This window comes from Rhodococcus olei, assembly GCF_039540555.1.
In the GTDB taxonomy this organism is placed as follows: domain Bacteria; phylum Actinomycetota; class Actinomycetes; order Mycobacteriales; family Mycobacteriaceae; genus Rhodococcus_G; species Rhodococcus_G olei.
On record NZ_BAABFB010000066.1, the window covers coordinates 64,870 to 77,922 of the forward strand.

Below are 13,053 nucleotides of genomic sequence, written 5' to 3' on the forward strand. Positions count from 1 at the left end.
GGCGCCGAACCCGGGGATCGGCGCCGGGCGGGGTACGCCCGCCGCCGTCAGGCTCCGAGCAGGCCCTTGGCGATGTGCGTCACCTGGATCTCGTTGCTGCCCGCGTAGATCATCAGCGACTTCGCGTCGCGCGCCAGCTGCTCGACCTTGTACTCGGCCATGTAGCCATTGCCGCCGAACAGCTGCACGGCCTCCATCGCGACCTCGGTCGCCGCACGCGAGGAGTACAGCTTCATCGCCGACGCCTCCGCCAACGTCACCGGCTTGCCGGCCGCCGTGCGCTCGATCGCGTTGAACACCATGTTCTGAACGTTGAGGCGCGCGACCTCCATCTCGGCGAGCTTGAGCTGGATGAGCTGGAACTGCGCGATTTCCCGGCCCCACAGCTTGCGATTCTTCGCGTAGTCGATGCACAGGCGCTGGCACTCGTTGATGATGCCGAGCGCGAGCGACGCGATGCCGATCCGCTCGGCCGCGAACGACTCCTTCGCACTGTCCTTGCCGTCACCCTTGGACGGGTTCTCCGTCTCGCCCAGCAGCCGATCCTTGGTGATCCGCACGTTGTCGAAGAACAGCTCGCCCGTCGGCGAGGAGTTCATGCCCATCTTCTTGAACGGAGCACTCTGGGTGAATCCCTCCATGCCCTTGTCGAGCACGAATCCGAGGACCTTGCGGTCGCGGCGGTCGACCGACGGATCCCCTTCGTCGAGCTTCGCGTACACGATGGTGACGTCGGCGTACGGACCGTTCGTGATGAACGTCTTCTGACCGTTGAGGATGTAGTCCTCACCGTCGCGGCGAACGTAGGACTTCATCCCGCCGAACGCGTCCGAACCCGAGTCCGGCTCGGTGATCGCCCACGCGCCGACCTTCTCGAACGTGACGAGCTCGGGGAGCCAGCGCTTCTTCTGGGCGAGGGTGCCGCGGCTGCGGAGGGTGCCGACCGTCAGGCCGAGGCTGACGCCCATCGAGGCGACCAGGCCGAGGCTCACACCCGCGAGTTCGCTGTTGAGGATCACGCCCATGCTGCCGGCACCGCTGAAGCCCCCGGACTTCTCACCGGACTCGGACACCGTCTCGCCGCGCTCGCGCGCCTCCTCCTTCGCGAAGGCCTTCTCGAGCCCCTCGCGCGCCATCTCGTCCATCCCGAACGTGGCGTACATCTTTCGGATGATGTCGAACGGCGGGAGTTCCCCGCTCTCGAGCTTGTCGACGTGTGGCTTGACCTCCTTGTCGATGAAGCCACGCAGCGCGTCGCGGAACATCAGGTCGGTGTCGGACCACTCGTACATGTCGTGAACTCCAAGCGTTTTCAGTCGGGGTGGATTGGGGCAGACTTCGCCGTCCACGCGAATTAGAACACGTTCTCATCCGGCCGGTCCAGGTTCCGAGCGCCTGCGCCGTCGCCGATCGGCGCGGTCGCCACCGGTGACGCCCTGGACACCGGCGCCGCGGCGGCGCACACTGCGATGAGCGGACATCCCGCACATCGGCCGCGACCGTCGCTCGACTCGGACATCCGGTGGACCACCGTGAACGTGGGCTACACACTCGCATATCGCCTCGGCTTCACGCCGTGGGAACGGGCGCGGCCCGGATTCCGGCGCGAACTCGGCACCCTCCTGGACCGGGAGGAGGTCACGGGCCGACCGGGCCGGGCACTCGACGTCGGATGCGGCACCGGCGACCACTCGATCGAACTCGCGGGCCGGGGCTGGCGAGTCACCGGGGTCGACGCGGTCCCGCTGGCGATCGACCGGGCCCGCCGCAGGGCGGACGCCGAAGGGGTCACGGTCACGTTCGTGGTCGGGGACGTCACCGCGCTCGGCGCCGCGGTCGGGACCGGATTCGACCTGCTGCTCGACGTCGGCTGCTTCCACGGCCTGACCCACCCGCAGCGCCACGACTACGCGCGGGAGATCACGGCGGTCGCCGCGCCCGGCGCCCACCTGCTGATGTTCGCGTTCAGCCCCGGTCGGCGAGGGCCACTGCCCCGCGGCGTCAGCCACGCGGAAGTCGCGCGGACGTTCACCGGATGGACGCTGGACGCCGACGACCCGTCCGACGCCACCGACCTGCCGGGCCCGCTCCGTCGGGTCGCACCGCGGTGGTATCACCTGACGCGCCGCGCCTGATCCGCGCGCTGCGGCCCGTCGCCACCGATACTGATGCCATGAGTCGCCATCGAAAGTCCCTCGACCCCCGCCTGCGTGTCCCGGTCGCGATCGCCGCCGTCGTGCAGGTCGTGCTGACGGTTGCCACCCTGGTCGACCTCCGCCGACGTGACGCCGACCAGGTCAAGGGGCCCAAGAAGGTGTGGGCCGCGGCAGCGTTCGTGAACTTCGTCGGCCCGATCGCCTACTTCGTGTTCGGACGGCGTCGCTGACGCCTCAGGCGACCCGCCGGGCGCGCGACCGCTGATGCCGACCGCCCGTCAACGCCCATGTGGCGTCGAATTCCGCACTACCCGGACGGCGGCGCTCGATGCTGAACCGGGTGACCGGAAGCCGTTCGAGCAGTAACGATTCGGCACACGGGTCACCCTGGACGCCCTGCTCGAACATCGAGTAGGCCGTGTGGTTGACCGCTTGCACCGCGAGGCGCAGTGCATCCAGGGCGGTCGCTTCGGGTCCGAGGCGGGCGAGCGTGTGCCCGCCCTGGACGGAGGTTCCGACGACCGCGTAGAAGGTCCAGTCGGTGTCGGTCCCCGGTGCCGCGGAGTGCCCGGTCGCGGCGGAGTCGGGGTCGGTCGGCGTGGGGTCGGTCGCCATGGTGCGCCTTCTTCCGTGTGTGATTCCCACATCGGTTCCGTAGGGTTCGACGTTAGCGCCGAACCCCGACACGGCCGCGGCGCCACGCCCGACGGCGACCGCCCGCCCGGCGACACCCGGGATCGCGACCAGGAGCGACGACATGTCCGACACCCTCGACGACGCGGCCGCGATCCTCGCGGCCCAGCCGTTCAGCGCGCTCGTGGGCGCCCGGATCACCGAGTTCGGTGGCGGATCCGCGACACTCGAGATCCCGATCCGTCCGGACCTGCTCCAGCAGCACGGGTTCGTCCACGGCGGAGTGCTCTCGTACGCGGCGGACAACGCCCTGACCTTCGCGGCCGGAACCGTGCTCGGCGCGAGCATCGTCACGGCCGGGTTCACGATCGCCTACCTCCGGCCCGCGGTCGGGACGACGCTGCGGGCCACGGCGACCGCGGTCGGCTCCGGCTCCCGGCAGGTGCTGTGCCGCTGTGAGGTGTACGTCGACGGACCGAACGGCACCACCCTGTGTGCCGCGGCCCAGGGATCCGCGTCCGTGATCGACCTCGACCGCACCCCGTGACGGCCGTGGGCCCACCTCCCGGTATCGGGGAGATGGGCCCACGGCAGGCTCGACCGAGGTCGGTCAGTGCATCATCATCGGCGCCGACTCGTCCGCGCCCTCGGCCGGGGCGGCCGGCCGGGTGCGGGGCAGGAAGTACGCCGGGATCAGGGTCAGCAGGAGCAGCACCAGCGCCACCGTGAACGTGAAGCCGAAGGCCTCCGCGGCCTGGCTCAGACCCTGCTCCATCGCACCCGGCGGCAGCTGCGCCGCGATCTCCGGGCTGTGCTGGGCCGCGGTCGCCGGGCCGGCGAGCGGGCGGTCCATCATCTGGTTGGTCAGCACCACCGACATCGTCGCGGTACCGATCGAACCCGCCACCTGCTGCACGATGTTCATCAGTGTCGAACCACGGGCGACCGTCTCGTGGGTGAGCGTCTGCATGGCCGCGGTCATGATCGGCATCATCGTGCCGCCCATGCCCAGGCCCATCACGAACAGCGAGCCGAGGAGCAGCGGGTAGGGCGTGTCGGAGCCCACCTGGGTGAACACCGCCATCCCGACCGCGATCAGAGACAGCCCGGCCAGCACGATCTTGCCGGGGCCGATCTTGTCGACGAAGTTGCCGGCGAGCGGCATCGTCAGCATCGCGCCGATGCCCTGCGGCGCGAGCAGCAGACCCGCGGCGAGGGTGGTCTCCCCACGCACCTGCAGGAAGTAACTCGGGAACAGCAGTCCGGCGCCCATGAACGCGATCACGAACATCGTGGAGGTGACCACCGCGATGGTCAGGTTCCGGTTCTTGAACAGGTGCAGGTCGATCAGCGGGTGATCCTGCTTGCGCAGCGCGTGGAAGATGAACCCGATCACCAGCACCAGACCGATGCCGGCGGAGATCAGCACCCGGGCGGACGCCACGGTGCCCACCTCGGGGATCGAGGACACGCCGAACAGGAACAGCGCCAAACCGGGCGAGAGCAGCAGCATGCCGACGAAGTCGAAGGACTCGGACGGGCTCGGGTCGTCCTTGGGCAGCAGGACGACCGCCGCGGTCAGCGCGATCGCACCGACCGGCACGTTGATCAGGAAGATCCAGTGCCAGCTCACGGCCTCGATCAGCCAGCCACCGAGGATCGGGCCACCGATCGGGCCCAGCATCATCGGGATTCCCAGCACCGCCATCACACGGCCGACGCGGTGCGGGCCCGCCGCCCGGGTCATGATCGTCATGCCCAGCGGCATCAGCATGCCGCCGCCGAGGCCCTGCAGCACGCGGAACCCGATCAGTGACTCGATGTTCCAGGCCATCGAGCACAGCACCGAGGCGCCCACGAACAGCACCAGCGCCGTGATGTAGAGGCGCTTGGTGCCGAACCGGTCCGCGGCCCAGCCGGTGACCGGAATGACCGTCGCCAGCGCGAGGGTGTACGCGGTCATCGTCCACGCGACCGTTGCGTAGGTCGCGTCGAACTCGGTCATGAACGTCGGCAGGGCCACGCTCACGACCGTCACGTCGAGGATGGACATGATCGCGCCGAGCACGACCACACTGGCGATCTTCAGAACTGCGCCGTCGATCTTGTCCGAGGCCGCGGCGGGCCCCGGAGGTGTCGGCGTCGTCATGGGTTCTCCTGACATCTGGCCCGCAGGACGTCGCCCGCGAGTATCGGTTTGATCGACTCGAACAGCCGGTCACGGTCCGTGTCGGACAGCCGAGCGGCGAACGCGCGCAACTCGTCCTTGTGGCTGTCGATGTGGCCGAGCGCGATGCTACGACCGGCCTCCGACAGCGAAATCCGTTTGACGCGGCGATCCTTCGGGTCCTCGCGACGCTCGACGAGACCCTGGTGGACCAGCCGATCAACGTTGCGACCCGCCGCCGCGACCGACAGCCGCAGACAGTCGGCCACCTCGTTGATCGCGACGGGCTTGCCGTGCTGCGCGAGCATGAACAGCGTGCGCGCCTGCGAGAACGACAGGTCCATGGCGACGAGCTTGTCCAGCGCTTCCGACTCCCCCACCCCCAGCAGCCGCATGATGAACTCCTCGAGCGCCAGGTAGAGATCGTCCGGAGTCGCAGCCACTCCGAAAATGCTAACGCTCGCGCAACTATTGCTCAAACGTCATCCATGTGAAGGTCATCACCCCGCCCGACTCCGTCGATCCGATCACGACCCCCTGTCGTCGAGCAACCGAATTCTTCGGTCAACCCGCCCGTTCCCCACCGCCGCTACGCTGCGCTCATGGCAGCGTCCTCCCGGTTCCTGATCCTGATGCGTCACGGCAAGTCCTCGTATCCGGACGGCGTCGGCGACCACGGTCGCCCACTGGCGCCCCGGGGCATCCGCGAGGCCGCCCTCGCCGGTGACTGGATCCGCCGCACCCAGCCGCCGGTCGACGCGATCCTCTGCTCGACCGCGACCCGCACCAGGCTCACCCTCGCGGCGGTCGGGATCGACGCACCGACCGTGTACAGCGACCTCCTGTACGGTGCGACCCCGGCACAGGTGCTGCACGCGATCGCCGGGACCGACCCCGACGTCTTGACACTGCTCGTCATCGGCCACGCCCCCGGCATTCCCGGCGCGGCGATGGCACTCGACCCACGGTCCCGGCACGCGGACCGGATGTCCGACAAGTTCCCCACGTCCGCGGTCGCGACACTCACCGTGTCGGACACGTGGGCGGGGATCCATGCCGCAGGCGCGACGCTGACGGCGTTCCACGTTCCGCGCTGACGAGGCGAGACGGTCGGTGATACTGGTGCGGCCCGTGGCCGTGTCCCGACGAGAGGAATCACCGTGCCGTTCGACCAGCCCCTCGCTCCGCCGCCGGCGAGCGGGGACGTGTTCGCCGCGTCCCGCCCGGTGCGGACCGGGGACGTCGCCCCGGACAACCGGCTGCGCTTCGACGGCATCGCCCGGTACCTCCAGGACATCGCGTCCGACAACGTCGATGCCGCCGGGTTCGGCGACACCGACCCGATCTGGATCCTGCGGCGCACCGTGATCGACGTGCACACCCCGGTGCTGTGGCCTGACCGCGTACACCTGAGCCGGTGGTGCTCGGCGTACTCGACCCGATGGTCGAACATGCGGGTCCGGTTCACCAGCGACAAGGGAGCCCGGATCGAGACGGAGGGGTTCTGGATCAGCATCAACCCCGACACCGGCATGCCGACCCGGATCAGCGACGCCGCGCTCGCGCTGCTCGGCCGTCACACCGACGAGAACCGACTCCGGTGGCAGGCCTGGCTCGACGCTCCCGCTCCGGCCGACGACGGCACCGACACGCCGTTCGCGCTGCGCTCGACCGACCTGGACCCACTCGAGCACGTCAACAACGCCGCATACCTGCACGCAGTCGAGGACCACGCGGTCACCAGACCCGACCTGCTCGCCGAACCGCACCGACTCGTCATCGAGTACCGCTCCCCGATCACCGACGGCGAACGGCTGCGGATCCGGCGGCGGGACGACCGGGACGCGGTCACGCTGTGGTTCCTGGTGAACGGCGAGAGCCGGGCCACCGCACGGCTGGCCCGGCTCCTCGACGCCGACGGTTGAGCTCGGTCAGCCCTTGGCGATCGACACCATCTCGGTCACGTCGAGCAGCTTGACGCGCGGGCGACCCGCCGCCTTGCCGAGTGCCCGCTCGCGGGCGTCGATCAGCTTCCAGCCGTCCCAGCCGACCTCGTCGGGCTGCCGCTCGGCGAGCAGGGTCGCCAGCGCGTCGCGGTCACCCTTCGGCGCGTTCAGCCGGTCCGCCGCCAGATCCTCGAGGATCAATGCGATCGTGTCGTGAGCGCACTGACGGTTGGTGCCGATCACGCCGGACGGGCCGCGCTTGATCCACCCCGCCGTGTAGGTCCCGGGCACCGGGATCTCCGTGCCGACCTCGGTGACCCGGCCGCCGACGTTCGAGATGGTGCCGCGGGACTCGTCGAACGGAAGGTCCGCGACCGGGACGCCGCGGTAGCCGACCGACCGCAACACCAGGCCGGTCTCGAGCAGTTCGGTCTCGTCGGTGCTGCGCGCCCGCATGGTGCCGGACTCGTCGGCGACCATCTCGTTGCGCGCGACCAGGAGCCCGGTGACGTGGTCGGTGCCCTGCACCTCGACCGGCGACGCGAGGAACCGCAGCACGATCCGCTTGGGGTGCCCGGCGAGCGGGCGGTCCGCGTACTCGCGCAGGACGTCGAGCTTGAGCTTCTTCGCCGGGTTGGCCGCCACCTCGGCGGCGCTGACCTCGTCGAGTTCGAGCTCGGCGGGGTCGACGACGACGTCGACGCCGGGCAGGTGCCCGAGCGCGATCAGCTCCGGGCTCGTGAACGCGGCCTGCGCGGGCCCGCGGCGGCCGAGCAACACGACCTCGTGGATCCCGCTGGATCGCAGCGCCTCGACGGCGTGCCCGGCCATGTCCGTCTTCGCGAGCGTGTCGGGGTCGACGACCAGCAGGCGTGCGACGTCCAACGCGACGTTGCCGTTGCCGACGATCACGGCGCGCGGACCGGACAGGTCGAAACTCCGGGCGGCGTAGTCGGGATGGCCGTTGTACCAGGCGACGAACTCGGTCGCGGCGAAGCTGCCCGGCAGGTCCTCGCCCGGGATGCCGAGGTGGCGATCGCTGGGCGCGCCGACCGCGTAGATCACCGCGTGGTGGTGTTCGAGGAGTTCCGCGTGCGTGACGTGCTTGCCGACCTCGACGTTCAGGTGCAACCGGAACCCGGGCCGCCGGGACACCTCGGAGAACAGATCGGTGACGGCCTTCGTCTCCGGGTGGTCGGGCGCGACGCCGGCGCGGACCAGACCCCACGGAGTGGGCAGGCGGTCGAACATGTCGACCTCGATGCCGGACCGCTTGAAGGCGAGCAGTTCCCGCGCCGCGTAGAAGCCCGACGGTCCGGACCCGACGATCGCGACCCGGAACGGGTCCTGGTCGGTCTTCGGGAACTTCAGCGACGGTCCGGGAGCGGCGTCCTCGAGGTCCCCCTCCGCGAAGTAGTCCGCGTTGATCGTCGCGTAGCGGGACATGGACTCGGACAGGTCGTCGTCACGGAAGATCGCGTTCACCGGGCAGGCGTCCACGCAGAGGCCGCAGTCGATGCAGGTCTCCGGGTCGATGTAGAGCATCTCGGTCGTCTTGAACGCCCGCTCGTCCGGCGTCGGATGGATACAGTCCACCGGGCAGACCTCGGTGCAACTGGCATCGTTGCAGCAAGGCTGAGTGATCACGAACGCCACTGTCGATCTCCTCCAAACTAGAACATGTTCTCGCAACAATACTCGGGCAGTGCGAGGTATGTCACAGAGGATGTGACAGAAGTGACATCGGCCCCGATTCGGGCGACCAGGTCACCCGCGGAGCTTGCGGATCCCCAGTACGACGACCCCGACCAGGAGCACCAGCAGCAGCGTCGGCCAGAAGCCTATCGCCCACCACAGCACCCCGAAGCCGATCAGCACCGGCGCGACCGTGATCGCGACGATCGCCGGACTCTCCCGCGCCGTCTCCACGGCGGCCCGCGCCTTCACCCTGTCGATGCCCTTGCCCGCCATGGTCGCCTCCGCGTGTGTCGGATGGCCGGAACCGGTGTCCGGTTTGCCCCCCACGATAGACGCGAAACGGCCCCCGATCCCACAACGGGATCGGGGGCCGTTCAGGCGGCTACCGCAATCAGCGGTAGTCGGTGCTGAATCCGTAGTCGTCCAGCGGGACGGCCGCACCGGTGCCCTGGCCGAAGCCCTCCGGGCTGTAGTACTGGTCCTCGTAGGACGGGACCGCGTACGCCGCGGCGCGCGCCTCCTCGGTCGGCTGCACCTGGATGTTCCGGTAGCGGCTGATACCGGTACCGGCCGGGATCAGCTTGCCGATGATGACGTTCTCCTTCAGACCGATCAGCTTGTCCGAGCGGCAGTTGATCGCCGCGTCGGTCAGAACCCGAGTGGTCTCCTGGAAGGACGCCGCCGACAGCCACGAGTCGGTCGCCAGCGAGGCCTTGGTGATACCCATCAGCACCGGACGACCCGACGCAGGCTCGCCGCCCTCGGCGACGACGCGACGGTTGCTCGCCTCGAACTCGGCACGCTCGACCAGCGAACCGGGCAGGAACTCCGTCGCACCCGAGTCGATGATCGTGACGCGGCGCAGCATCTGGCGCACGATGACCTCGATGTGCTTGTCGTGGATCGACACACCCTGGCTCCGGTACACCTCCTGAACCTCGTTGACGAGGTGGATCTGCACCTGACGCGGACCCATGACGCGCAGCACCTCGTGCGGATCGGCAGCACCCTCCATGAGCTGCTGGCCGACCTCGACGTGGTCACCGTCCGCCAGCAGGCGCTCGGAGCCGTCGTCGTGCTTGAATACGCGCAGCCGCTGACGCTTCGACAGCTTGTCGTACACGACCTCTTCGCCGCCGTCGTCCGGGACGATCGTGATCTTGTAGAAGCGCTCGCCGTCCTCGAGCTGCACCCGGCCGGTGACGTCCGCGATCGGCGCCTTGCCCTTCGGGACGCGGGCCTCGAACAGCTCCTGGACACGCGGCAGACCACCGGTGATGTCGGCCGCGCCGGCCGCACCACCCTGGTGGAACGTACGCATGGTCAGCTGGGTACCGGGCTCACCGATCGACTGGGCGGCGACGATGCCGACCGCCTCGCCGATGTCGACGAGCTTGCCGGTCGCCATCGAGCGGCCGTAGCACGTCGCACAGACACCGGTGCCGGTGGTGCAGGTGAGCACGGAGCGCACCTTGACCTCGGTGATGCCTGCGGCGAGCAGGGCGTCGATCGCCGGGTCGCCCAGGTCGTGGCCGCGCTCGACGATCACGTTGCCGTTCTCGTCGACCGCGTCGGCGGCCAGGGTGCGGGCGTACGTCGAGGTCTCGACGTGCGCGTCGCGGATGACCGAGCCGTCCGGCTGCTTCTCCGAGATCGTGGTGATGATGCCGCGCTCGGTGCCGCAGTCGACCTCGCGGACGATGACGTCCTGGGAGACGTCCACCAGACGACGGGTCAGGTAACCCGAGTCGGCGGTGCGGAGCGCGGTGTCGGCCAGACCCTTACGGGCACCGTGCGTGTTGATGAAGTACTCGAGCACGGTCAGGCCCTCCTTGAAGGAGGACTTGATCGGACGCGGGATGAACTCACCCTTCGGGTTCGTCACCAGACCCTTCATACCGGCGAGCGACCGAACCTGCGTCATGTTGCCGGCCGCGCCGGACTTCACGATCATCGGGATCGGGTTGTCGTCGGGGAAGTGCGCCTCCATGGCCTTGCCGACCTCGTCGGTCGCTTCGGACCAGATCTTGACGAGAGCACTGTTGCGCTCGGCGTGGTTGAGCGCGCCGCGCTGGTACTTCTTCTCGATCTGGTCGGCCTGGGCCTCGAAGGTCTCCATGATCTGGGCCTTCTCCGGCGGCACCAGCACGTCCGAGATGGACACGGTGACGCCCGAGCGGGTGGCCCAGTAGAAGCCGGTGTCCTTCATCTTGTCGACGGTCTGCGCGACCACGATCATCGGGTACCGCTCGGCGAGGTCGTTGATGATCGTCGCCTGCCGCTTCTTCGGCATCTGCTCGTTGACGAACGGGTAGTCCGCCGGGAGCAGCTCGTTGAACAGCACGCGCCCGAGGGTGGTCTCCGCGATCCAGCCGTCGCCGTAGTTCCAGCCCTCGTCGCCGAACAGCTCGTCCTCGACGTCCTTCGGCGGACGCTGCGTGGTCAGCCGCACCTTGATCTTCGACTGCACCCTCAGCGCGCCGCGGTCGACGGCCATCTGGGCCTCGGCCGGCGACGAGTACACGCCCTGCTCGGGGGCGTCCGCGGTGGCCTCGGTCAGCTCGCCGGTGGCGCCCTCGTCCAGGCGGGTCAGGTGGAACAGACCGGTGACCATGTCCAGACGCGGCATGGCCAGCGGGCGACCCGACGCGGGCGAGAGGATGTTGTTCGACGACAGCATCAGGATGCGGGCCTCGGCCTGCGCCTCCGCGGACAGCGGCAGGTGCACGGCCATCTGGTCACCGTCGAAGTCGGCGTTGAACGCCTCACACACCAGCGGGTGCAGCTGGATGGCCTTGCCCTCGACGAGCTGCGGCTCGAACGCCTGGATACCGAGGCGGTGCAGCGTGGGGGCACGGTTGAGGAGCACCGGGTGCTCGGCGATGACCTCTTCGAGGACGTCCCACACCTGGGCACGCTGCCGCTCGACCATCCGCTTGGCGGACTTGATGTTCTGCGCGTGGTTCAGGTCGACCAGGCGCTTCATCACGAACGGCTTGAACAGCTCGAGCGCCATCAGCTTCGGCAGACCGCACTGGTGCAGCTTCAGCTGCGGGCCGACGACGATGACCGAACGGCCCGAGTAGTCGACGCGCTTGCCGAGCAGGTTCTGACGGAACCGGCCCTGCTTGCCCTTGAGCAGGTCGGACAGCGACTTGAGCGGACGGTTGCCCGGACCGGTGACCGGCCGGCCGCGACGGCCGTTGTCGAACAGCGCGTCGACGGACTCCTGCAGCATCCGCTTCTCGTTGTTGACGATGATCTCGGGGGCGCCGAGGTCGATCAGTCGCTTGAGGCGGTTGTTGCGGTTGATGACGCGGCGGTACAGGTCGTTCAGGTCGGAGGTCGCGAAGCGGCCACCGTCGAGCTGCACCATCGGACGCAGCTCCGGCGGGATCACCGGGACGGCGTCGAGGACCATGCCCATCGGCGAGTTGCCGGACTGCTGGAACGCCGCGACGACCTTGAGCCGCTTGAGCGCGCGCAGCTTCTTCTGCCCCTTGCCGCTGCGGATCGTCTCGCGGAGGTTCTCGGCCTCCGCGTCGATGTCGAAGTTCTCCATCAGCTTCTGGATGGACTCCGCGCCCATCGCGCCGGTGAAGTACTCGCCGTAGCGGTCGACGAGCTCGCGGTAGATGCTCTCGTCGATGATCAGCTGCTTGACCGCCAGCTTGGTGAAGGTGGTCCAGATCTCGTCGAGCCGGTCCAGCTCACGCTGGGCACGGTCACGGAGCTGACGCATCTCACGCTCGCCGCCGTCCTTGACCTTGCGGCGGACGTCGGACTTGGCGCCCTCGGCCTCGAGCTCGGCGAGGTCGGCCTCGAGCTTCTGGGCGCGGGCCTCGAGATCGGCGTCGCGCTGGTCGGCGACGGTCTTCTTCTCGACCTCCATCTCCGCCTCGAGCGTCGACAGCTCGTTGTGCCGCAGCTCGTCGTCGACGCCGACGATCACGTAGGCGGCGAAGTAGATGATCTTCTCGAGGTCCTTCGGAGCCAGGTCGAGCAGGTAGCCCAGCCGGCTCGGGACGCCCTTGAAGTACCAGATGTGGGTGACGGGGGCGGCGAGCTCGATGTGGCCCATCCGCTCACGGCGCACCTTGGCGCGGGTCACCTCGACGCCGCAGCGCTCACAGATGATGCCCTTGAAGCGGACGCGCTTGTACTTGCCGCAGTAGCACTCCCAGTCCCGGGTCGGGCCGAAGATCTTCTCGCAGAAGAGGCCGTCCTTCTCGGGCTTGAGCGTGCGGTAGTTGATGGTCTCCGGCTTCTTGACCTCGCCGTAGGACCATTGCCGAATGTCCTCCGCGGTGGCCAGACCGATTCGGAGTTCATCGAAGAAGTTGACGTCGAGCACGTAACTTCCTTTCCCCTGTTCGGGTTGAAATTGCTGCTAGTTCGCTATCGCTGCCGGGCCCCGGTGGGCAGTGGCACTGCACTGCCCACCGGGTCGGCT

At 68.7% G+C, this 13,053-nt stretch carries 12 protein-coding genes; 5 read left to right on the forward strand and 7 right to left on the reverse strand.

The genetic code is table 11. The annotated features are described in order from the left end of the window. Window positions 1-47: 47 nt before the first annotated feature. Entirely contained in the window at window positions 48-1,292 is a 1,245-nt protein-coding gene (locus ABD951_RS21265; RefSeq protein WP_345349805.1) for an acyl-CoA dehydrogenase family protein, read from the reverse strand. 177 nt (window positions 1,293-1,469) lie between these two features. Here ABD951_RS21265 and ABD951_RS21270 point away from each other — a divergent pair, with 177 nt between their 5' ends. Continuing rightward, window positions 1,470-2,135 carry a class I SAM-dependent methyltransferase gene (locus ABD951_RS21270; RefSeq protein WP_345349808.1) on the forward strand — a complete coding sequence of 222 codons (666 nt, stop codon included), beginning with the start codon at window positions 1,470-1,472 and terminating at the stop codon, window positions 2,133-2,135. 38 nt (window positions 2,136-2,173) lie between these two features. Next, window positions 2,174-2,386, forward strand: a complete 213-nt coding sequence (locus ABD951_RS21275; protein ID WP_345349811.1) for a PLD nuclease N-terminal domain-containing protein — start codon at window positions 2,174-2,176, stop codon at window positions 2,384-2,386. A gap of 4 nt (window positions 2,387-2,390) precedes the next feature. Here the strand turns inward: ABD951_RS21275 and ABD951_RS21280 are convergent, their stop codons facing one another. Then, on the reverse strand, window positions 2,391-2,771 hold the full coding sequence (locus tag ABD951_RS21280; RefSeq protein WP_345349814.1) for a hypothetical protein: 381 nt from the start codon (window positions 2,769-2,771) through the stop codon (window positions 2,391-2,393). 142 nt (window positions 2,772-2,913) lie between these two features. Between ABD951_RS21280 and ABD951_RS21285 the strand changes: the two genes are divergently transcribed. After that, the gene (locus ABD951_RS21285; protein WP_345349817.1) at window positions 2,914-3,336 is read left to right on the forward strand and encodes a PaaI family thioesterase; all 423 of its coding nucleotides are present in this window, start codon (window positions 2,914-2,916) and stop codon (window positions 3,334-3,336) included. Window positions 3,337-3,399: 63 nt separating this feature from the next. Here ABD951_RS21285 and ABD951_RS21290 read toward each other — a convergent pair whose 3' ends face one another. Both ABD951_RS21290 and ABD951_RS21295 read right to left on the reverse strand, forming a co-directional pair. Further along, window positions 3,400-4,938: a DHA2 family efflux MFS transporter permease subunit gene (locus ABD951_RS21290; RefSeq protein WP_345349820.1), complete on the reverse strand. Its 1,539-nt coding sequence runs from the start codon at window positions 4,936-4,938 to the stop codon at window positions 3,400-3,402. Next, window positions 4,935-5,351, reverse strand: a complete 417-nt coding sequence (locus ABD951_RS21295; protein WP_345350674.1) for a MarR family winged helix-turn-helix transcriptional regulator — start codon at window positions 5,349-5,351, stop codon at window positions 4,935-4,937. The genes ABD951_RS21290 and ABD951_RS21295 overlap by 4 nt, the downstream gene beginning before the upstream one ends. A 207-nt stretch (window positions 5,352-5,558) precedes the next feature. Here ABD951_RS21295 and ABD951_RS21300 point away from each other — a divergent pair, with 207 nt between their 5' ends. Then, complete coding sequence (locus ABD951_RS21300; RefSeq protein WP_345349823.1) at window positions 5,559-6,053, forward strand: SixA phosphatase family protein; 495 nt, start codon at window positions 5,559-5,561, stop codon at window positions 6,051-6,053. 63 nt (window positions 6,054-6,116) lie between these two features. Next, the gene (locus ABD951_RS21305) at window positions 6,117-6,881 is read left to right on the forward strand and encodes an acyl-[acyl-carrier-protein] thioesterase (RefSeq protein WP_345349826.1); all 765 of its coding nucleotides are present in this window, start codon (window positions 6,117-6,119) and stop codon (window positions 6,879-6,881) included. Window positions 6,882-6,887: 6 nt separating this feature from the next. Here ABD951_RS21305 and ABD951_RS21310 read toward each other — a convergent pair whose 3' ends face one another. The 3 genes from ABD951_RS21310 to ABD951_RS21320 all read right to left on the reverse strand — a co-directional run bounded on the left by ABD951_RS21310 (window position 6,888) and on the right by ABD951_RS21320 (window position 12,954). Then, complete coding sequence (locus ABD951_RS21310) at window positions 6,888-8,558, reverse strand: 4Fe-4S binding protein (protein WP_345349829.1); 1,671 nt, start codon at window positions 8,556-8,558, stop codon at window positions 6,888-6,890. A gap of 111 nt (window positions 8,559-8,669) precedes the next feature. After that, window positions 8,670-8,873: a hypothetical protein gene (locus ABD951_RS21315; protein ID WP_345349832.1), complete on the reverse strand. Its 204-nt coding sequence runs from the start codon at window positions 8,871-8,873 to the stop codon at window positions 8,670-8,672. Between the two features lie 118 nt (window positions 8,874-8,991). Further along, on the reverse strand, window positions 8,992-12,954 hold the full coding sequence (locus tag ABD951_RS21320) for a DNA-directed RNA polymerase subunit beta' (RefSeq protein ID WP_345349835.1): 3,963 nt from the start codon (window positions 12,952-12,954) through the stop codon (window positions 8,992-8,994). Window positions 12,955-13,053: the final 99 nt, after the last annotated feature.

What these genes read in the sequence shown, in the direction of transcription:
- ABD951_RS21265 (WP_345349805.1), bottom strand. Translation starts at nt 1,292, where the DNA reads ATGTACGAGTGGTCCGACACCGACCTGATGTTCCGCGACGCGCTGCGT.
- ABD951_RS21270 (WP_345349808.1), top strand. Translation starts at nt 1,470, where the DNA reads ATGAGCGGACATCCCGCACATCGGCCGCGACCGTCGCTCGACTCGGAC.
- ABD951_RS21275 (WP_345349811.1), top strand. Translation starts at nt 2,174, where the DNA reads ATGAGTCGCCATCGAAAGTCCCTCGACCCCCGCCTGCGTGTCCCGGTC.
- ABD951_RS21280 (WP_345349814.1), bottom strand. Translation starts at nt 2,771, where the DNA reads ATGGCGACCGACCCCACGCCGACCGACCCCGACTCCGCCGCGACCGGG.
- ABD951_RS21285 (WP_345349817.1), top strand. Translation starts at nt 2,914, where the DNA reads ATGTCCGACACCCTCGACGACGCGGCCGCGATCCTCGCGGCCCAGCCG.
- ABD951_RS21290 (WP_345349820.1), bottom strand. Translation starts at nt 4,938, where the DNA reads ATGACGACGCCGACACCTCCGGGGCCCGCCGCGGCCTCGGACAAGATC.
- ABD951_RS21295 (WP_345350674.1), bottom strand. Translation starts at nt 5,351, where the DNA reads ATGCGGCTGCTGGGGGTGGGGGAGTCGGAAGCGCTGGACAAGCTCGTC.
- ABD951_RS21300 (WP_345349823.1), top strand. Translation starts at nt 5,559, where the DNA reads ATGGCAGCGTCCTCCCGGTTCCTGATCCTGATGCGTCACGGCAAGTCC.
- ABD951_RS21315 (WP_345349832.1), bottom strand. Translation starts at nt 8,873, where the DNA reads ATGGCGGGCAAGGGCATCGACAGGGTGAAGGCGCGGGCCGCCGTGGAG.